This window comes from Nostoc sp., from assembly GCF_036916655.1.
In the GTDB taxonomy this organism is placed as follows: domain Bacteria; phylum Cyanobacteriota; class Cyanobacteriia; order Cyanobacteriales; family Nostocaceae; genus Nostoc.
In genome coordinates this window covers 1-21,098 of record NZ_JBALFY010000059.1, presented here as the reverse complement: position 1 = coordinate 21,098, position 21,098 = coordinate 1, and the positions used below count along the sequence as shown (strand labels likewise).

The window sequence follows — 21,098 nt, the reverse complement described above, 5'->3', positions numbered from 1 at the left end:
TAAGATGCGGGAAACCGCACTTAACATTAGCCACCGCTAATTTTAGCTTTGTAACCTAGCTTGGTCAAAATCTCGACAATTTTCTGTTTGTGTTCGCCCTGAATTTCAATTTCGTTATCTTTAACTGTCCCACCAGTGCCGCACTGAGTTTTCAACTGCTTCACCAAATCTGCCAAGGTTTCCGGTTTGACTTGAAAACCACTAACCACTGTGACGGTTTTCCCTTTGCGTCCTTTACGGGAAGCTTGTACTTTAAGATTTTGTTGTTGTGGAGGCAGTTCTGGAATTGGTCTTTCTGTAGCGGCTGAGTTGTCATTGCCAAATTCGCGGTAGACAAAGCCTTTGTCGGAAGATTTGGGATTGGAAGAAGACATAAAAATGAATGTTTAAGAAAAATTTCAAAGCAGTGGAAACTTCTACGTAACCATTCTGCTCGGATGTCAATTTCTAGGCTAACATCACAAATCCATTGCCAGAGGGATTCAAAGTAATTGGGTATGCCCCATTCCCCATTCCCCAGATATGCCCCAGACTTTCTATAATAATTAAGTCATTCCCGTCATCAAAAACAGCCTGTGACTACCACTCCTCTATCTCCAAGTTCAATTGCTCAAGTTCCAGATACGCTAGGACGCTTTGGACGCTTTGGCGGTAAGTATGTACCTGAAACGCTTATGCCTGCCCTTGCTGAGTTAGAAACAGCTTATCAGCAATACCGCAATGACCCCAGTTTTCAAGCAGAACTACAGCAGTTGTTACGGGACTATGTAGGACGTGCGACACCATTGTATTTTGCTGAACGCTTGACTGCTAATTATGCCCGACCCGATCGCACCGGGCCACAAATTTACTTAAAACGTGAAGATTTAAATCATACTGGCGCTCACAAAATCAATAATGCTTTAGGTCAGGTATTGTTGGCAAAACGCATGGGTAAGCAGCGGATTATTGCCGAAACGGGTGCGGGACAACATGGAGTTGCGACAGCCACAGTTTGCGCTCGTTTTGGGCTGAAATGCATAATCTACATGGGCGTTCAAGACATGGAACGTCAAGCTTTAAATGTGTTCAGAATGCGGCTGATGGGGGCAGAAGTGCGTCCAGTAGAGGCGGGAACCGGAACTTTGAAGGATGCTACTTCTGAAGCAATTCGGGATTGGGTGACAAATGTAGAAAGTACTCATTACATCCTGGGTTCAGTAGCAGGGCCACATCCTTACCCAATGATGGTACGTGATTTCCATGCAGTGATCGGCGAAGAAACTCGCGCCCAAGCAATAGAAAAGTGGGGTGCATTGCCTGATATTCTGTTGGCTTGTGTGGGTGGTGGTTCCAATGCAATGGGGCTGTTTTATGAGTTTATTAATGAGTCTTCTATACGATTAATTGGGGTTGAGGCAGCCGGAGAAGGTGTCAATACTGAAAAACACGCAGCAACCTTGACAAAAGGACGAGTTGGTGTATTGCATGGAGCAATGAGCTACCTACTGCAAGATGAAGATGGGCAAATCATTGAGGCACACTCAATTAGTGCTGGGTTAGATTATCCCGGTGTGGGCCCAGAACATAGTTATTTAAAAGATACTGGTCGCGCTGAATACTATAGTGTGACGGATGCAGAGGCTTTAGAGGCATTCCAGCGATTATCGAAATTGGAAGGGATTATCCCAGCATTAGAAACAGCCCATGCGATCGCCTACCTCGAAACCCTCTGTCCTCAACTAACTGGCAGTCCTCGGATTGTGATTAACTGCTCTGGACGCGGTGATAAAGATGTACAAACAGTAGCCAAGTTATTATATCCAGCGTAAATCTACGTAAAATATTGGGAAAAAAGCAATATATGGATCAACAATTCAAACACGCGATGCTACCGCAACCCACTCACGACGAGTTAGCACGCCAAAACTTTGTGCAAAGTCTGAAAATGCACATTTTCAGGAATATCTCTCCTGGGAATAAGGTAGTTTATGAAAAACTAGGCAAGCCGAGGTTTGAACAAGAACATCAGCGTCCTCCCCAGAATCGTTATGAAATTCGGGAAGTAATGCAGCACGAACCTTACTACCGCTGGACTAGTGCGCTCAAGCGCATCAACCAGGAAATGTTGTGGGATGCTGTAAATGCCAACGTTGACAGACAACTACCAGAATTGATTGAGCGCGCCAAAGATAAAGGTGATGAACTGGGTACTTTAACCCTTGACTCAAATTTTGAAATACCTACTCATCAAAAAGCTGTAGATATTCACTGTATGCCCGGAGGATATCACAGTGAATTCACCGCTGATGATGTCACTGCCGGCGCAACCTACGATCGCGGCGTTTATGTTTATGGTCTAGGTTGGTTGGGGCCCCTGAACGATGATATGGGGCTATCTATAGTTCAAAACTACCTACTATCAGAGCATCCTGACTTTCGACCGAGAAAAATCCTCGATATGGGATGTTCTGTCGGCAATAGTACATTACCTTATGTAGATGGTTTCCCAGATGCAGAAGTCCATGCTATCGATGTGGGTGCATCTATGCTGCGTTACGCTCATGCAAGAGCCGAAGCTTTGGGAAAACGGGTACATTTCTCCCAGCAAAATGCCGAACGCACTAACTTCCCTGATGAATCATTTGATTTAGTGGTTTCTCACATTTTGCTGCATGAAATTCCCCCGCCAGCCATCCGTAAAGTTATGCAAGAATCTTATCGTCTACTGGCTCCTGGCGGCATGATGATCCATGTGGAAGCACCCCTTTATCGTCACATGGATGTTTATACGCAATTTATTTTTGATTGGGAAACCGCTAACAACAATGAACCCTTCTGGAGTGCTGCACGCGATTTGGATTTGGTATCGCTAGTTACTAAGGCTGGTTTTGCCGCAGATAAGGTCTTCGAGAAATTTGTCCCAAATGGAGCGTGGAAAGCCAAGGTAACGAATGGACTGTTTAAAAATGGGAACTCAGGCAGCCAAGGCAGTTGGTTTGTAGTTGCTGCAACTAAGTAATAATTCGTAATTCGTAATTGAGTAAGTCGGATTTTCTCAGGGTTTCCGGCTTTTTTGTGTGGTTTTATTTTTGGAGAATTGGTATTCGGATGGTAAAAATAGCTAAGGGTAAACGACCTGTTTACTTAGAAAATCCGCAAACTGATAAATTGTTAGCGATCGTTATGGCTTTGGCTGGCGAGGTATCTGTGCTGCATGAGCGGCTGGACACAATTGAAAGGTTGCTAGAAGTTAAAGGGATTTTATCGGCTACTGAGATTGAAGCTTATGAGCCGGATACCACAGTAACTAAGGAACGAGAACAGTGGCGGGCAGAATATATTGCTAGGGTGTTACGAGTGGTACAAGAAGAGTTGGAAACCCTTAACCAAAGCTAGTCTTGCAGATGGTAGAACCTAGCATCGATATTGCTGCTCTAGAACAGTCAATTTTCAACCAAATAAATAGCTACAGAGTTTCTCAAGGGCTACCAGTGCTGACTCGTAATACTGCGATCGATCATCAAGTCAGGATTCACAGCCAAAACATGGCTAATGGCGCAGTTACCTTTGGACATACAGGATTTTCACAGCGAATTATCGCAATCGGTATTTCTTACAGAGCCGCTAGTGAAAATGTCGCTTTTAATCAGGGATATAGCGATCCTGCCAAAATAGCTGTTCAAGGATGGCTTGAAAGTCCAGGGCATCTTGCCAATATTAGAGGTAATTACGATCGCACAGGAATTGGTGTCGCTAGTAACAGTGGAGGCGAAATCTACTTCACACAAATTTTCCTTCGCTGATCGTTTTGGCGAAATTGAGGTTTTTTCTGAAATTCTCTGTTAATGTAAACTACATCTAATTTACATATCTCATATTAATTCCTGAAAATCTTAAATTCTCAGCAAAATTAACCGTGCCTTTCATAAAGTTGACTATTAAAGTATTCACAATTACAAATAATTGTTTGTGTTCCTTGTAAAGGATGTAGCCAAATTGCCGAAATTCATCAATCCTTAATAGTATTGTGGTGCATATCGTCGGAACAATGAGCTAAAGTATAAGTCTTATATCTCTACACATTACGCAATTCTCCATGTTCCGACAAACTGCTTTTGGCATCGCTTTAAGTGCGCTTGTCCTTGCCAGTGGATTAACGACTGTTCCGATACCAAATCATACTTCTACGAATACATCCACCCGTAATAAGCTGTTGTCGCTTTTTTCTAGTCAGGTTGCAATATCGACTCCTACTTTTAAAACTACTGAGCTAGAAAAATCAGTATTTGAGCAAATTAATCGATATCGGGCTTCTAAAGGGCTACCAAAGTTGATTTTAAATGCAAATTTAACTCGACAGGCAAGAATTCATAGTCAAAATATGGCTAAAGGTAAAACCCCATTTAGCCATCAGGGATTTGAAAAACGAGTCAAGGCTATCCCTATTCGCTACAACAGTGCGGCGGAAAATGTTGCTTTCAATCGGGGATATAGCAACCCTGTAGAGGAAGCTGTTACTGGTTGGATCAAAAGTCCTGGGCATCTAAAGAATCTGAAAGGAAATTACAACCTCACTGGAATCGGCGTTGCTACTAATAATCAAGGTGAAGTCTACCTGACACAAATGTTTTTTCGCACTAGGTAAATTTAATTTTTGATTTTTCTGCACAATAATAATGTAGTGTCTGACAAGACTTTTGTTTGCTGGACACTGCTATTATTTTTGAAAGATTGATGACATTACAAGATTTTCAGGTGAGCGATCGCGACCTCAGTGACGCAGCCCTTAGCCAGTATTTAGAATCGACAGCGATCGCAGTTGATACAGAGACAATGGGATTATTGCCCCTGCGCGATCGCTTGTGTCTCGTCCAACTGTGCAATCCAGAGGGGAAAGTAGCTGTAATCCGCATAGCTAAAGGACAAACGGACGCGCCCAACTTAAAAAAACTCTTAGAAGCAGTCAATGTCGTAAAAGTGTTTCACTTTGCTCGATTTGACTTGGCTACTTTGCGAGCTAATCTGGGGATTCAGGTTAGTCCTGTTTTTTGCACTAAAATTGCTAGTAAATTAGCCCGTACTTACACAAATCGCCACGGACTTAAAGATGTGGTGCAAGAGTTAGAAAAAGTGGAACTAGATAAAAGCTCTCAAAGTTCTGATTGGGGTAACGCCGCTAGTTTATCTGAAGCTCAACTAAGTTATGCTGCCAATGATGTGCGCTACTTACTTAGCGTGCAACAAAAGCTAATTGAAATGCTCAAACGAGAAGAACGTTGGCAAGTTGCTCAAGAATGCTTTGAATTCCTGCCAACGATAGTTTCCTTAGATTTGTGGCAATTTAAGGATTTGTTTGAACACTGATCAAATAGTGAATGGAGAGTAGGGACAAGAAATTCTTATTGCTTGCCGATCCACGCTAGTGGTCTGTCTCATGAAATTTGATGGTTAAGAAAACGAACCGCATACTCCTACGGAGAAGCAAGCTACGCGCAGCGTCTCGTCAGAGAAGAGCGCAAAGTTAAGAAGTCAAGAAGAGAAATTTAAAACTGATTTAAAACCTCGTTTCCAGCCTCCAGCTAGAAATGCAACTCAAAAGTGGCTCTGCCGCCAGTAAAGAGAGGCGGAGCCTCAAAGACAAGCATTCCCAGTCGGAGACTGGGAACGAGGGAATCTAAAAGCTAGTTCTAGACTTGCTTTCCCGTTAAGTTGACACCAAAGTGCATGTTCCCTACACCTTGCGATATAACGTTGTACCCCATCTGAATGGGAACCGCTATATTTTTTGCCTAAGAGCCAAAGTTGGAATCATCAGTGTCTCTAGGAGTTTTAGATTCATCAAGATTTTCCTTGAGGTTACTGGCTCCCTCTTGAATACCTTCTTTGAGGTTACTAGCTCCTTCTTGAATGCCTTCTTTGAGGTTACTGGCTCCCTCTTGAATACCTTCCTTGAGGTCGCTGACTCCCTTCTTAATGGCTTCTGTGGTGCTACTACCACCCTTTTGGAGATTTTCTTGGTGATTTTGTAATCGAGCTACAACATTGTAATCATCTGCACCTGGGGGAGTTCTTGATTCAACAATGCCTTCTGTTGGGCCACCAATCTCCTTCCATCCAGTAAGACCACCTTTGAGTTGGGAGACATGCCCAAATCCATTAGAACGTAGTTGTTGTGCGGCTTCGGCAGTTTCTTGCTCATTGGCGCCGTAAACGTAAATATCACGGCTTTTATCCAAAGAAGATATTGCACGCTCTACCAATTCATCTATTGGCGTTGGTATCGCTCCCAGGATGTGGCCTTGGTTGTAGGTCGTGCGATCGCGCACATCTAATATTGTAAAAGCTGGTTCGCCCCATTCCAGACGAGTCTTCAGGGTATGAGCATCAGATTGTGCTGCTATTGGTTGCTGTGGCGGAATGATGCCGCCTACTAAATTATTTGTCATAACTGCTCTTTGCTAACGATATTAATAGCAATTTAACCACTCGATATATTTAATTGCTCTTTCGCTGGTATGATTATTCTCTAATCCTTTCCTCAGATATAGCAATCTATGCAGACTTATGAACAAAAAGATCGCCGACTTCTTGAAAATGTTTAATTAATTGATAAAAATATTAGTTTAAAATGTAAAATATTCAGCTATTAATATAAGAATTGCGTATCTTTTCAACATCTGCGATCGCTAATAATAATGTCTCCTCAATCTCCTCTCGCACTCTTGAAGTTACATCAGCAGCACTATTGAGGCAATCTACCAACAATTTATTCACATCGTAATATTGCTGAAGTAATTCTTTTTGCTGTTCATCAAATTGCCAATCGTAACCAATATTGCGATCCTTAATCAAGATATCTCTTAATTGTTCACCCCAGACCTTCCCCTTAGCTTGCCACCATTCCCTAAATCTCTCTGGATTGCTGTCTATAGATGGCAGTTGTTTTTTAAGTTTTTGCAACACTTGCTTCAATTTCGGATTCACAACAAGATCGACAGTTTCATCAAAGGCAATAGCAAAAGCATGAGCATGATCGAGGGCATCATTGAGGCTATGCTCAAAAGCAAAATCAAGTTCGTTAATACAGGCAATTGTACTAAATAGAAACTCATCAAGAGCAAGCTCAGGGTCAAAAGCGATGTTACCAACAAGGGCGTACTCAAGGTCATAACCAGAAGGATAAACAAAAGCGCGATGTGAACTTTGTTCAACGCAAACTAGGTAAAAAGCCCGAACGGCTGCTGCTTTGTATTGGGTAGATACGGAACTAGATTTTTGATGCAGCCAGGTTAGAAAATACTGTAATCTTTCGTCTTCAGCTACTAGCAAATCAACTTTTTGCTTCATAATCTGTAGAATCTCATCAGAATTTGGCAACATACCAACAGTTAATAAAAATACTTCCTGCCAGCGCTTTTCAGTTATATGATTTACCAGATTATGCCAATTTTGGACTTGAGGGAATTCAACAAATTTTCTAGCTGTAAAATAGTTTTGGAGCGTCAAATGAGAAAAGGAGTAAATTTCTTGTGCCCTTTGCACCAATAAACCATTTTGTACCTCAATCTCCTTCAAAACTGCTTCTTGAAATAGCTGCGATTGAATTATTTCTGAATTAACTCCGGCGAAAGTATCCAGACACTCAGCAATAATTTGCAGAATCTTTTCTTTTTCAAAAAAGTAATCTCCATACTCAAAAGTTATAGCTGCAAGTTGATAAAGTAGCTTTTTTTTGCTGACTAGAGTCAAATTATCACCAACGCGATCGCGTTTAATACCTCTAATTTCATCCCATCTGAACATCAAAATATTCAGTGCTTGTTCATATAACTTCGCTGGCTTTAAGGAGAATCCATCTTTTACTTGGAATACTAAGCAAATCCAATGTAACAGTATTGGAGTAACTGCTAATTCTCGGATATGCTGATTTTCTGGTAAATGCAGCTGATTAATAAATAAATTTCCTATGATTTCTCCATCTTCCCTAGAATTAAAAGCGACTCCAACAAACCAATTTTTGGCAAAAATTTCTATTTGCTCTTGGTCAAAGTCTGCCACCTCAACTTCAGTAAATCCCTGAAATCTGTATTTATGGGCAGCAATCCGACAATTAATAACAAACTGATTCCGATAAAAAGTCTGAGCAAATCTCCGAATTTCTCTTGTGACTTGATCTGCTTTTTCTACTGCTACTTCATCTAATCCATCTAGCAAAATCAGCAGTTTTCCCTCAGATAGCAGAATTTGGGTTGATTCTTGTTCAATACTGCAATTGATAAATTCTTGAATGATGTAGTTTAATAGATTCAATTGGCTGTCAGTTTTAGCATCTTCCGCAAATTCTTTCATCCTAATAAAAATGGCAATGCGGTTTGGCTGAAACTTGCCTTTGTTACACTCAATCGCTAAATATTGTAAAAATGTGGTTTTACCCGATCCTGGTTTACCCAGCACCATTAGTTTTGAGTGCCGCAATACCACTTCTAAGCCTGGTAATTTTCTCTGACCCTTGTATCCTCCAAGTTGATTAAAATTTGATTCAGATTTGAAGTCTTTCAACAGGTCAGAAATTTCTCGCCATTGCAGATTATTTATCTTCTCTAAAACATTAATATCGGTGTAAATATCGATCAGTTGGACTGTCTGGGCAATATCCAACATTTGCAAGGTACTGCACTGATCTTGAATTTTGTCTTGGCGTTTTTGCCGCACTTCCCGCACCAGTGTATCGAGATCGGCACTTTTGAATTGCGTTTTAGGAGTTGTCTCAAATGCCACATCTTCAGGTAAGCCAGCAACTTTTTGCCAAGATAACCCTAACTGTTGGCAAATTTGCACAAAACAAGAACGAGAAACCGACTCACCTGCAAAAAATTTGGAAACTGGTTGACGTGTAATGCCTAAAGCTGTTGCTAATTTATGCTGACTCCAAGTTTTGTCTGTTAAAGCTGTTTTTGCTGCTCTTATACCTTCTGGTGATGCTCTCAGTCCTTGGCTGGTCATAGTCTCAGGCTGAAATTTGTAGTATAGTATATACGTAAGAGGTTAGCTATATGTAAATACACTAGGGTAAATTTTCTTCAAGAAAACATACTTGCTAGCTAAAGTCCAGTTAGTTAAATAGGAGTTGAAAATCTAGATTGACCGTTGGTGAGCCTTTGTAGAAACTTAACTTAATTATTCAGAAAATTATGTTGCTTTTTTAAAGTTGTAGCAATTGCCGTCGCTTTTAGATGTGTCTTTAGACTATTTGCGGTTACGGAGATAGTTTATAATTATACTCAAATTTAAGTGTTAGTTTTTACACTTAATATAAAATAAATTCAAGATTATACAAAAATCATACAACATTCATACATTTTATCAGCATTACAATGGCTGAAGTTTTTATAAACTTCATGGAAAATTAATTGTACACAAATACTACAGTAGCGATCGCACTCAGCAGAGACGCGCGTGAATATACTCTCAACAAAAACACGTAAAGCCAAACTGGCATAACAGCGAATTGCAGAATCTACAATAGGCAGCATTATGGTTATGATTACTGATACGACTCCCAAAATTCTGATTGTTGATGACGACTTCGGCGTGCGAAATCTCGTCTATCGTTTTTTAAGTCGGAAATATCAAATAGAGTCGGCAGCAGATGGTAAGACTGCTTTATCGTTGTTTGAGCAATTTAACCCAGCTTTAGTAATTCTGGATTGGAATTTGCCAGATGTTACTGGTTATAGCCTCTGCCAAGAAATGCAAAGTCGTACTAATGTTTTAGTGCTGATACTGACTAGTAGGACTGACGAGGCTGATAAAATTAAAATCTTAAGTGCCGGTGCTGATGACTTCATGACTAAACCATTTAGTCTTGCAGAAGTTGAAGTTAGAGTCGAAGCTCTTTTGAGGCGGATACGCTACATCAACCCTTCCCCAACACAACGGATCGTTTTCAAGCAGTTAGCAATTAATCCAGAGGGTCGAGAGGTAACACTTAACGATAAACCTCTCGCTTTAACAGCACTGGAATTTAATATCTTACATTTTTTAGCAAGTCATCCTAATCAAGCTTGGAGTCGCCCACAGTTAATTCAAAAAATCTGGGGTTGCGACTACATAGGAGATGGAAGGGTGGTTGATGTGCATATTGGTCAGTTGCGTAAGAAAATGGAAGTTGATACCAGCGTACCGGAGTTTATTAAAACTGTACGGGGCTATGGTTACAAGTTTGAAGCACCCGATGAGATTACTAATTCATAATTTTTCTGAGCTAATCTTTGACTAACCAACTCCGCGGCTAAATGTATTGCTGCTTTCATACTTGTAGCATCAGCAATTCCTTTACCTGCAATATCAAAAGCTGTTCCGTGATCTGGTGAAGTCCGAACGAAAGGAAGACCAATAGAAGTATTAACCGCTCGATCAAACGCCATCAGCTTTACAGGAATTAAGCCTTGATCGTGGTAAAGTGCCAAATACCCATCAGCAGGATTTTGTACTAAAGAATTTCCATACCAAGCTTGACCAGGTTTAACCCACATCGTATCTGGCGGGATTGGCCCATCTAACTGCAATTGTGGTCGGTTTTGCCGCTCTTGCTCTAACCAGGGAATTAACCAATCCTGTTCTTCATGCCCAAGTTGTCCCTGTTCACCACTGTGGGGATTTAACCCAGCGATCGCAATTCTCCCTCTATATATACCAAAATCTCTCTCCAGACACTCCACCAGCAAATCTAGTTTTTGTGTCAACAACTGCGGTGTCAATACATCAGCTACTTGACGTAGGGGAATATGTGTGGTAGCTAGTATTGCGCGGAGTGTCCAACCAGTATGGGGCGATCGCGCCACAAATAACATCCCAAAACGGTCAACACCTGACTTTTCTGCCAAAAGTTCCGTTTGTCCTGGGTAATTATAGCCTGCGGCTTTCCAAGCAGATTTAGCGATCGGCCCTGTGACAATAGCATCAAATTTACCAGCGAGTGTTTGAGCGATCGCATATTCCATATAGGCAAAACTGGCCGCACCACTGGCTGCATTACCGATTCCTGGGATAATTTCACCTTGAATTTTCCCATCCAACTGCACATCGCAGACCGACAAATCATCTGGATTTGCCAAAGGTGCTAAATTCTCAGTTAAATTCAGTTTGCGATAAGTCTCTGCCAGCAAATCCCTATTACCCACTACTGTAACGTCATATTTTTGACTAATTTCCTGATCTGCTAAAGCTTTCAAAATCACCTCCGGCCCAATCCCCGCCGGATCTCCCAGCGTCAGCACCAAACGCGGACGATTTTCTTTAACAGAGTTTATTAAATTAACTTGATTATTTTGATACATAAATTTTCTTCATAATTATTATCATAAAATTTTCCCAATTTCCCCATCTCCTCTTCTTCCAACAGTAGGGATTGCCCCCCAAGCCAGTAGGGATTACTTGCTAAACTAGTTTAAAATTGTTTACACAGGTCTAATCCTAGCAACTGTTGAAAAGCTTCTGGTAGACCTAGTTTACACACCACTTTGCATAAGGAGAATCACACCAATGGGCGGCGAAATTTTGAATGCAGCTCTATTGTCTTTCAGTTTAATCTTTGTAGGCTGGGCATTAGGCGCATTGTTACTGAAAATTCAGGGCGGAGAAGAATAATTAGTACTGAGTGCTGAGTTATTACTCCACTCTTCCACTCTTCCACTCCCTACTCCCCATTCCCTACTCCCCACTCTTATCTCCCTTTTTCATCGAAATGAGAAAAAAGCTTGTCCGTTAACCGGACAGCTATATTTCTCATAAGTCTATCCAAATCAATTGATTTTCTGAGAAAAGATGTAAAGTTTTGTTTGCATAGGTTATTCTGATAACATTCTTTTCATAAAACATTAAAATTTATTACAACCCTCATGACATTATTAATCGTCGGTGCCACTGGCACCTTAGGAAGACAAGTGGCTCGTCGTGCTATCGATGAGGGATATAAAGTGCGCTGCCTTGTCCGCAGCAGTAAAAAAGCAGCTTTTCTCAAAGAGTGGGGTGCAGAACTCGTACCCGGAAATTTGCGTTACCCCGAAAGCCTAGCGGAAGCTTTAGTTGGCGTAACCCAAGTTATTGATGCGTCAACATCTCGCCCTACAGATTCACTGAGTATCAAACAAGTGGACTGGGAAGGCAAAGTAGCATTGATTCAAGCTGCAAAAGCTGCGGGTGTAGAGCGTTTTGTTTTCTTTTCAATTTTAGATGCTGATAAATACCCAGAAGTACCGCTTATGGAAATTAAGCGATGTACAGAAGTCTTCCTAGCTGAGTCAGGCTTAAATTACACTATTTTGCGGCTAGCTGGGTTTATGCAAGGGTTAATCGGTCAGTACGGGATTCCCATTTTGGAAGGCCAGCCAGTTTGGGTAACAGGTAATTCTTCACCCATCGCCTATATGGACACTCAGGATATTGCTAAGTTTGCAATTAGAGCATTGAGTGTACCAGAAACGGAAAACGAAACTTTTCCTGTAGTCGGGACTCGTGCATGGAGTGCAGAAGAAATCATCAACCTGTGCGAACGCTTATCTGGAAAAGACGCTAGAGTAACGCGGATGCCAATAAACTTGCTGCGTGCTGTGCGGGGCATAATGCGATTCTTCCAGTGGGGATGGAACGTAGCAGACAGGCTAGCATTTACAGAAGTATTAGCTAGTGGTAAACAGTTAAATGCTTCAATGGATGAAGTTTACACAGTGTTTGGTTTAGATCAGCAACAAACCACAACCCTAGAAAGCTATCTACAAGAGTACTTCAGCCGAATCATGAAGAAGCTCAAAGAGGTAGACTACCAAAAAAATAAAAATAAAAAACAGAAACCTAAGAAAACTCCTTTTAAGCAGTCTTCAAAAGCCAATAGTCAATAGTCATCAAAAATTTGGGTTATTCCCCGTCATGAAGGACGGCTTTACTTTAAAATCTTTCTTACGGTGAAATTAGTTCAACGCAGGAAATTGACTCGTTTCCAAAGCTTACGCTAGTAACCGAGTGCGATAACGCGTATCTACGAAAATTGAGGGAAATAGCTTATCTGTTGGCTTCCATGCCCGCCGGGAAATAAATAAATGAGTAATGAGTAATGAGTAATAAGTAATACCCATTACTCATTACTTATTACTTCAAAAATAAATTTTCGGGCTAATAGCTTAAGTCTACTGAAGTAGACTGGAGATTTTTGGCGATATTTAGTCATCTTCAGATGACTTTGCCTATGAGACGGGAATTTCAATTCCCGGCGGACAAGCGGTTTCGCGTTAAGTTGACACCAATGGCAACATGAGCGCCCATCTGATGCAATTTAAATATGGAACAGCTTAGTGTTGGGAGGGAGACAAAGCCCTGTATCTTTAGAGCCGGGAATGGTTACTACAAAACAGACATTTAGTCATAAAATTCTAGACTCTAGATATTTGACTCTAGATTAATGACTACATGACCAAAAATGTGTAAGGATTACAGAATACAAAGCATCGCCTAAATTTGGATATTTGAGTGTGCCGAAAGCAGGCATTATCTACAATGACGTTAAACCGATAGCGGGCCGTGTCGCTATCGAGTTGAAAGACAAGCTAACCGCAGTCGGTTGGAATGTATGTATCACATCGAGTATCGGTGGGATATTGGGCTACCCTAACCCGGAAAGTCCTGTATGCCACACTCCCATTGACGGTCTAACGCCCCCTGGTTTTGACTCAGATATGAAGTTCGCAGTGGTATTAGGAGGAGACGGCACTGTTTTAGCAGCGTCTCGTCAGGTAGCTCCCTGTGGTATTCCATTACTAACAGTGAATACCGGCCACATGGGATTTTTGACCGAAACTTTTCTGAATCAATTGCCCCAGGCACTAGAACAGGCGATCGCAGGCGAGTATGAAATTGAAGAACGAGCCATGCTCAACGTCAAAGTGTTTCGGGGAGATTCAGTACTATGGGAAGCCCTCTGCTTAAATGAAATGGTGCTGCATCGGGAACCTTTGACCTCTATGTGCCATTTTGAAATTGCCATAGGACGCCATGCGCCAGTAGATATTGCTGCGGATGGTGTGATTGTTTCTACCCCCACTGGTTCTACAGCTTACTCATTGAGTGCTGGTGGCCCGGTGGTGACTCCCGGCGTACCTGTTTTACAGCTAGTACCCATTTGTCCCCATTCCCTAGCTTCTAGAGCATTGGTATTTCCAGATAGTGAATCGGTCAATATCTACCCAGTCAATATCCCTCGGCTAGTAATGGTGGTAGATGGTAATGGTGGGTGTTATGTCCTACCAGAAGATCGGGTATATATGGAGCGATCGCAATATAGTGCGCGATTTATTCGCCTGCAACCACCTGAGTTTTTCCGAATTTTGCGAGAAAAATTAGGTTGGGGTTTGCCACATATCGCCAAACCAACTTCGGTAGAGTTGCCGTAGGGATTGGGTGGGGATTGGGGATTGGGGACTAGGGACTGGGGACTGGGGACTGGGGACTGGGGCTGGGAAACAGGCTACAGGGTAAAGATTATTCTCTGTCACCTATCTATCTCTCCCTTAATTCCAATACCCAATCCCTAGTACCTATTACAACACGGCGTAAATAAACCACCCATTTCAAATCAATGAAATGCTTACGCTGTATTTATTTTTAATTTTTAATTTTTAATTCCGCCTTGCGGTACTACTAGTACCCAATCCCCTAGTTATTAAGATTGCATCCAAGAATTCGATGGGTGATACCTGAACGTGCTAAAAGATTCTTAGCTGCGTTTCAAATCAGATTGTTCCATCACGAAAAACTCGTATTTGCACTTTATAACTGATGTAAAGATTTTCACTGGAATATCTTTACAATCCCAAATCCAATATCCCAAATTGTTATGACAGTTGCTCTAAGTCCCTCTGTTTTGGTGATTGAAACCGATGAGAGCCTTGCAAATCAGCTTGCTTGCGATTTGCAAGAAGCCGGCTATGAATCAATTGTGGCTCATGATGCAGCGAGTGGTTTACAACACTGTCGCGATCGCCAGCCTGCTTTAATTGTTTTAGACCGGATGCTCGCAGGAGAATCAGGACTCTCATTGTGCAAAAATCTCAGAAGCACTGGTATGCGATCGCCTGTACTGATTTTAATGGCAAGGGATACAGTTGACGATCGGGTAGCTTGTCTAGAAGCTGGAGCGGATGATTACATCCTCAAGCCTTATCGCTCAGAAGACTTTTTGAAGTTGATTCGCCTCTACTTAAAACCCGATGTGGATACCACTGAGCAATTACGCTTTGGGGATTTAATTTTAGACATCGCAACTCGTCGCGCCATACACAACGGACGACCAATTGACTTGACAATGAAGGAATTTGAACTATTAAAATTCTTAATGGAACATCCCCGTGAAGTGTTAACCCGCGAACAAATTTTAGAGAATGTTTGGGGTTACGACTTTCTGGGTGAGTCGAATGTAATTGAAGTGTACATCCGTTACTTGCGGTTAAAAATCGAAGATGAAGGTCAAAAGCGCCTTATTCAAACAGTGCGTGGTGTTGGGTACGTTTTAAGAGAATCCTAGTATACTGTAGCGGAAGTCTAGCTACTTCGTTGCCTCCCAGCCAAGGGGTTTTTCTGCCTACAACACTGTAAAATTGAAGTCTAAATTACAAAATCAAAAAACTATATGACTCGTTGGCTAAGTTTGCTTTCGATGTTGCTGAGTCTTTTTCTGATGGGCTGTTCCGCCCCAACAACAGCTAAACCTCCCACCCCCACCTCTGCTTCTCAAACTCCAGCAGCAGCGAGTTTAGGTCAAACACTACCAATTACTGCTAAAGCCATTGTTCCTAATGGCACAACAATTAAATTAGAGGTAGCACAGACACCAGAACAGCAAGAGATGGGTTTGATGTATCGACCAGCTTTGCCAGATGACCGGGGAATGCTATTTCCCTTCCCTTCAGCACAACCAGTTAGTTTCTGGATGAAGAATACACCTATGCCATTGGATATAGTATTTCTACATAAGGGTGTAGTTAAATATATTCAGGCTGCTACACCTCCTTGTGCAAGCGATCCTTGTCCTACCTACGGCCCCAGGACACCAGTCGATAAGGTGATTGAACTTCGCTCTGGAAGAGCTGCCGAATTGAAGTTGAAAGTAGGTGATATTATCAAAATTGAGTTTTGAGCCTCCGGTACTTTGCGGGTATAAAAATTTGGGTAATTACCCGGTTAAGAACCTATACGGTCGAAATATATGTTTTTTCTGTAAAAAATGTCACTTGATGTGGTAAAACAGTCACTTGTAACGCTACTATTTAAAAATTGTGGTAATAATGTAAAATTCTACTGTCTCCAACCTAAAATCGTAGTCTTAAGGTTGGGTTGCAAAAATATTCCCTTGGGCGTAAGTGCAAATAGTCGCCAATAAGAGAGTATAGGCTATGGAATCTTTGTTACTACCTGTGTAATTAAATAAAGCGCAAAAGTAAACAAGATGAAGCCAATTGAATTAAGTAAAAATACTGCTTGAGAATTTCTGAAACCCTCTATGAAAAGCCTATCTTAAAGGCAGATCAAAAAAAAGCTGTGCTGGGGTGTATGGCCGATGATGGCACAGTGACAGATAAAATACTGGCTACTGTCTACCGAGCAATGGTGAACTGATATATGACAATACATTCTGCACAAGGAGGTGAGATACAAATGTCACCATCAAAATATTCTCGACTGATTCATTTTTTGCAAGAAGATTTGGCAATTTCCACAGCATCACTAGCAGTGGCGCTTCGCCATCGTGAGCAAGACCCAGGCCCTTTGGCAATGATTCTTTGGCAATATGGGTTGATTACTTTAGACCAATTAGAACAAATTTATGATTGGCTGGAGACAGCATAATTCATATCTGATTTTGGATTAAAAGTTTCTACCAAATACCTGTTAACGGAATCTCAAAGAATACTATTTATAACAATTTGGTGTGATACTAAGTTGCCAAAGTTAGTCTTTTTTGGTGTCGAAGATACTACGCGACTTTCTTCAGAACAAATAATACTATCTAGGGCAACTTGGTGTCATTTATGAGGATTGAGGTGTAAAAGGTTGATACAGTAGGGAATAGGGAACGGGGAACAGGGAACAGGGTTGACCCAACATTTTCATAGATAGCTTTTTTGAGTTGCGCTGTGCTTCACCCAACCTACAATTTTTCATAACCCAAGTGTATTGATTTATGTACAAATTAAAAGAGGGAGTTAATAATTTAACTCCCTCTTTTGACTGGTTCTTTGCAAATGACCAATGACCAATGACTATTTTGTAAACACTCTAAGTGCTGCTGCTACACCAGAACCAGGGGTGAAGTCTTCATAGCCAAGTTCTGAGAGAGTAACTTCTAAGGATGCTATACAGCTAAGGATATCGCGATCGCTCACAAAACCCAAGTGACCAATACGGAAAATTTTATTACTCAAGTGGTCTTGACCACCAGCTAAGGCAATATCAAAGCGTTTTTTGATAAATGACCGAATCTTATCCGGTTCAATTCCTTGTGGTGCTACAGCTGTAATCGCCGGACTAGCATAACTATCTGCTGCAAACAAGGGTAAATTTAATCCTTGAATGGCGGCGCGGGTAGCATTTTTTAGCCGTTCGTGTCGAGCAAATATTGATTCCAAGCCTTCCTCTTTCATGATTCGCAGCGTGGTGTGTAACGCTACAATCAAGTTCACAGGAGGAGTAAATGGGGTTGTATTTTTGGCTGTAGCTTTGCGATATTTGGCTAAGTCCAAATAATATTTCGGTAGCTTCGCAGTTTTATAAGCCTCCCAAGCTTTGGCACTGACAGAGACAAAACCCAATCCTGGCGGAATCATATAACCTTTTTGGGAACCAGAGGCGACGATATCCAAACCCCAAGCATCCACGGGTAAATTGAACGCACCCAAGCTAGTGACAGCATCAACGATAATTAAAGCTTCACCGTGTTCTTTAACGTGGCGGTTGATGGTTTCTAGGTCATTTAACACACCGGTTGAGGTTTCGCTGTGGGTAATGATTACAGCTTTGATTTGCTTTTGGGTGTCTGCTTGGAGTTTTTCGGCAAATACTGCGGGGTCTAAGGGTTTTCCCCATTCCACCTTAACTTCTTCTACGTTCAAACCATAGGCTTGACCAACTTCTACCCAGCGTTCGCCAAATTTACCATTAGAACCAACTAAAATGCGATCGCCTGGAGAGAGAAAATTAATTATTGCTGCTTCTACAGCACCCGTACCACTGACATTCAGCGTCAGTACATCATTTTGAGTTTGGTGCAGCCATTTCAGGTTTTCTGTCACCTCTGCCAATATATTGCTAAATTCACTGGTACGGTGTCCAATTGGATGCTTGGCTAATGCCAGTAAGGCAGCTTCGGGCACCGGGGTAGGGCCTGGAATCATCAGCATCAGCTTATCGTTCATGTGTCTATCCTAAAAGTAAAATAAAAGTCAAAATTGTGGAAAGTTGGTTAAGTCTGATCGCAAATTTTAGATATTCATCTACAAATTACACTCAGTTGTTCACCAGTCTTGTTGTATATTTTCCAAATTCATAGGAAAAGTATCGTGGGAATTAACGAGCGGTAAGCTTGACGTTCGCAATTTATACCAGACTCTAACTCCGATAAAACTTCTGTTCCAGGCAATTTTACCACACACCTAGACGCCAGGTTAAAGTGTCTGTTCGTAGGGGCACTGCATTGCTTATTGGTGTCAACTTAAGACCTAGCGAATTCTGTGAGACTATTGGTCAATTCACGGTGGATTTGACCCCTCACCCCTAAAACATTGGTTTGGCGTTGCTTTCCCGCTCTGAAATAAATTTTGGGCTAATAGTTCAAGTCCGTTGAAACGGACTGAAATCAGAGTAATGAGGAATGATGCGTTAGATCCCTTATTAATTCGCCAACAGTCTCATAGAATTTGCGGCTACCTGGCATTGTCCGCCTCCGAGGACTAAAGTCAAATTAAAAGTTTGAAACCCACGGAGGTGGGTTTTGTTTGTATAGATGCGGTTTATAACCGCCCGTTTTACTGCGTCTAACTGTATGTTGCATCCAAAAGAGAACTGCTATAGAAACACGCAAAATCGTTTTGAATATCGCGGAAATCGTCGGTGAGAAAGCTATGTTTTGCTTCCACGAAGGAAGTAACCGCCTACACTATGCGGAATAGTTGGATGTTACCGTTTGCTAAGAGATGGAAGATACCCAACCCTAACTTTTCAATCTACTTGGGTCTGAGATTTTTTCTTTGGTTGCCATTCTCTAAAGAATACCTCCATATATAAGAGGAGGTGATAATTTATTTCAGTCAAAATAGCTTCGATGCTAATATCCAAGACTTCTTTGGCTGATTTTATGGCGATTTATTTGCCGCCGAAGCTGAGATATTTATGCTACCAATTGCTGCACATTTTAATACAGCACTGAGCGGTAGGCGATGCCTGAGGTTGGGCTATGTCTACGCAAATAAACTATAAGTTTTTATACTATACTTACAAAATTGCTACAATTATGCTTGGTCTTTTTAGTTACTATTCATGGTGAGTCGTTTTTAACTAGTGTTCAGTTTATAAACTGTCACTCACTAGATCCCCGGTATTCTTGCAAAAGAGATATTCTTAGTTAGTGCAAGGAGTGATACCATTTCACCAGATGTTTGTCACAAGTTATCCCCGTAATACTCTCTCCTCAGGGAGTGTTGCAGATTTCAAATGTTGCATCAAACAAGTGAGTTGGTATAAGCTTTTACGAGAAAGCGCTTGAGTGAGCAAAACCTCAAGCGCTTTTTCGTGTATAAATAAAATAATCTAACTCTCTGGACGCTGATACAGCCATTTTTAAATACACAGATACCAGGGAAGGAAACTACTAGTATAATATTTACTGCAATACATACTTCATACTTTGAGTATCAGTGCGATCGCATCTTAAATATCTCAAGTTTGTGCGTTCTATCAAAACCTACCATCTAATAAAGCTCCCATCGCAGTTAGTTACGCCTTATATACAGATGTTAAAATAACTTCTTCCTGCTTCAGCGTCTTCTTTCCTCCAATGTTGTGAAACCCATATAACCCGACATTAATTGAGGCGAAATGATTATATATCTAGTATATGAAGCTTGAATATTACAAACAGTATTTACATTCCAAAACAGTCGGTCTTCGCTCTCAAGCCAAACAAAATCTTGAGTGGTTTATTGCTTCATTTACTTCAATGACCGAGAAACAACAGTGGACTCGCCAGTTCCTAGAAACTCAAAAATACGAATACGGGAATACAATTAACTACGAGCTTTATGAAGAGATTGTGTTTCCTGCTCTTCTCAGGGGTTATCAAAACCGTGATCCTTGGTCAGCTTTATGGCTTGCTCGTACAGCCCAAAATTTATACAAGGCAAAGCATCTCCACGAGCAGATTAGCTTCAGAACTGACTACGAGCTACTCAAAGAATGTTACTTGCTCGATCGAAGTAATCCTGATGTGCATAAAGATTTGCTAAGTGTTCAGATTCGATGGCTTCAATATTGTATTCATGAATATCCAACTGGAATTCTGTATGGGATCAACGGGGCAACAATAGACGAATGCCACGAAATTATTTCAGAAATTGAGTTTATTAGAGAACTCGATGTTGAAAAGATTTATGAGAAATTTCTCAATGAGGTTCAATCAAAAGTGCTTGAATACCTCATTGCCTTAAAAAATGTCAAATATCCAAAAACTTACACGAACACGAATGAAGGGCTTGATTAAGAGGTTGTTTGAAAAGTCTAAATTATTAATTGCCCTGGCGACTAGAAGTCGCGGCTACACGAGACTTTACCTGCCTAGCATGTGGCAACGCTAAGGGCGAACACAGCTTTCTTTCGCCCTTTTCGTAGATGCGCCTCCATTGGAGACTCACGTTAAATTTATTTTGATAAATGCGATCGCTTCATCTGTTAAATACGTAAGTAGGTGGGTGAGAAAATTTATAACCCACATTCCGCACCCTTAACTGTCACAATCGGTTATTACGGAATTTGCTTGATAGAAAATGAGTAAAAAATTACATTTATCTCAAAAAAAC

19 protein-coding genes and 2 pseudogenes are annotated in these 21,098 nt (G+C 41.2%); 15 read left to right on the top strand and 6 right to left on the bottom strand.

The window, feature by feature from the left end:
- Positions 1–26 precede the first annotated feature (26 nt).
- Positions 27–374, bottom strand: coding sequence for a translation initiation factor (locus tag V7L31_RS14520; RefSeq protein ID WP_334696878.1), 348 nt, complete (start codon positions 372–374; stop codon positions 27–29).
- Positions 375–575: 201 nt separating this feature from the next.
- Here V7L31_RS14520 and trpB point away from each other — a divergent pair, with 201 nt between their 5' ends.
- From trpB to V7L31_RS14490, 6 genes and pseudogenes are all read left to right on the top strand, one after another.
- Positions 576–1,811, top strand: coding sequence for a tryptophan synthase subunit beta (trpB, locus tag V7L31_RS14515; RefSeq protein WP_334696877.1), 1,236 nt, complete (start codon positions 576–578; stop codon positions 1,809–1,811).
- A gap of 32 nt (positions 1,812–1,843) precedes the next feature.
- Complete coding sequence (locus V7L31_RS14510; protein ID WP_334696876.1) at positions 1,844–3,001, top strand: class I SAM-dependent methyltransferase; 1,158 nt, start codon at positions 1,844–1,846, stop codon at positions 2,999–3,001.
- Between the two features lie 89 nt (positions 3,002–3,090).
- A complete protein-coding gene (locus V7L31_RS14505) occupies positions 3,091–3,378 on the top strand; it encodes a hypothetical protein (protein WP_334696875.1) in 288 nt (95 codons plus the stop codon).
- Positions 3,379–3,410: 32 nt separating this feature from the next.
- Positions 3,411–3,785 (top strand): annotated as a pseudogene (locus tag V7L31_RS14500) (CAP domain-containing protein); the annotation flags it as partial.
- A gap of 293 nt (positions 3,786–4,078) precedes the next feature.
- Entirely contained in the window at positions 4,079–4,627 is a 549-nt protein-coding gene (locus V7L31_RS14495; protein ID WP_334696873.1) for a CAP domain-containing protein, read from the top strand.
- 89 nt (positions 4,628–4,716) lie between these two features.
- Complete coding sequence (locus V7L31_RS14490) at positions 4,717–5,346, top strand: ribonuclease H-like domain-containing protein (protein ID WP_334696872.1); 630 nt, start codon at positions 4,717–4,719, stop codon at positions 5,344–5,346.
- 635 nt (positions 5,347–5,981) lie between these two features.
- Here the strand turns inward: V7L31_RS14490 and V7L31_RS14485 are convergent.
- The 3 genes and pseudogenes from V7L31_RS14485 to V7L31_RS14475 all read right to left on the bottom strand — a co-directional run.
- Positions 5,982–6,428 (bottom strand): annotated as a pseudogene (locus tag V7L31_RS14485) (rhodanese-like domain-containing protein); the annotation flags it as partial.
- Between the two features lie 193 nt (positions 6,429–6,621).
- Entirely contained in the window at positions 6,622–8,985 is a 2,364-nt protein-coding gene (locus V7L31_RS14480; RefSeq protein WP_334696871.1) for an NACHT domain-containing protein, read from the bottom strand.
- 326 nt (positions 8,986–9,311) lie between these two features.
- Entirely contained in the window at positions 9,312–9,515 is a 204-nt protein-coding gene (locus V7L31_RS14475; protein ID WP_334696870.1) for a hypothetical protein, read from the bottom strand.
- A gap of 1 nt (position 9,516) precedes the next feature.
- Here V7L31_RS14475 and V7L31_RS14470 point away from each other — a divergent pair, with 1 nt between their 5' ends.
- Positions 9,517–10,236: a response regulator transcription factor gene (locus tag V7L31_RS14470; RefSeq protein ID WP_179065717.1), complete on the top strand. Its 720-nt coding sequence runs from the start codon at positions 9,517–9,519 to the stop codon at positions 10,234–10,236.
- Here V7L31_RS14470 and pdxA read toward each other — a convergent pair.
- On the bottom strand, positions 10,197–11,321 hold the full coding sequence (gene pdxA, locus V7L31_RS14465) for a 4-hydroxythreonine-4-phosphate dehydrogenase PdxA (protein ID WP_334696869.1): 1,125 nt from the start codon (positions 11,319–11,321) through the stop codon (positions 10,197–10,199). The two genes, V7L31_RS14470 and pdxA, sit on opposite strands and share 40 nt — an antisense overlap.
- A gap of 205 nt (positions 11,322–11,526) precedes the next feature.
- Between pdxA and petM the strand changes: the two genes are divergently transcribed.
- The 7 genes from petM (at position 11,527) to V7L31_RS14430 (ending at position 16,878) form a co-directional block, all read left to right on the top strand.
- Complete coding sequence (gene petM, locus V7L31_RS14460; protein WP_069072151.1) at positions 11,527–11,631, top strand: cytochrome b6-f complex subunit PetM; 105 nt, start codon at positions 11,527–11,529, stop codon at positions 11,629–11,631.
- A gap of 251 nt (positions 11,632–11,882) precedes the next feature.
- Positions 11,883–12,881 (top strand): SDR family oxidoreductase, encoded by a 999-nt coding sequence (locus V7L31_RS14455; protein WP_334696868.1) that lies wholly within the window; start codon positions 11,883–11,885, stop codon positions 12,879–12,881.
- A gap of 627 nt (positions 12,882–13,508) precedes the next feature.
- Positions 13,509–14,426, top strand: coding sequence for an NAD(+) kinase (locus V7L31_RS14450; RefSeq protein WP_334696867.1), 918 nt, complete (start codon positions 13,509–13,511; stop codon positions 14,424–14,426).
- 443 nt (positions 14,427–14,869) lie between these two features.
- Positions 14,870–15,556 (top strand): response regulator transcription factor NblR, encoded by a 687-nt coding sequence (nblR, locus tag V7L31_RS14445; protein ID WP_334696866.1) that lies wholly within the window; start codon positions 14,870–14,872, stop codon positions 15,554–15,556.
- Between the two features lie 105 nt (positions 15,557–15,661).
- A complete protein-coding gene (locus V7L31_RS14440) occupies positions 15,662–16,168 on the top strand; it encodes a DUF192 domain-containing protein (protein WP_334696865.1) in 507 nt (168 codons plus the stop codon).
- 341 nt (positions 16,169–16,509) lie between these two features.
- Positions 16,510–16,647 carry a hypothetical protein gene (locus tag V7L31_RS14435; RefSeq protein WP_334696864.1) on the top strand — a complete coding sequence of 46 codons (138 nt, stop codon included), beginning with the start codon at positions 16,510–16,512 and terminating at the stop codon, positions 16,645–16,647.
- Between the two features lie 3 nt (positions 16,648–16,650).
- The gene (locus V7L31_RS14430) at positions 16,651–16,878 is read left to right on the top strand and encodes a DUF2949 domain-containing protein (RefSeq protein WP_179065710.1); all 228 of its coding nucleotides are present in this window, start codon (positions 16,651–16,653) and stop codon (positions 16,876–16,878) included.
- Positions 16,879–17,291: 413 nt separating this feature from the next.
- Here V7L31_RS14430 and V7L31_RS14425 read toward each other — a convergent pair whose 3' ends face one another.
- Positions 17,292–18,443, bottom strand: a complete 1,152-nt coding sequence (locus V7L31_RS14425) for a pyridoxal-phosphate-dependent aminotransferase family protein (RefSeq protein WP_334696863.1) — start codon at positions 18,441–18,443, stop codon at positions 17,292–17,294.
- Between the two features lie 1,697 nt (positions 18,444–20,140).
- On the opposite strand from V7L31_RS14425, the gene V7L31_RS14420 reads away from it, so the two are divergent.
- On the top strand, positions 20,141–20,782 hold the full coding sequence (locus V7L31_RS14420) for a hypothetical protein (RefSeq protein ID WP_334696862.1): 642 nt from the start codon (positions 20,141–20,143) through the stop codon (positions 20,780–20,782).
- Positions 20,783–21,098 lie beyond the last annotated feature (316 nt).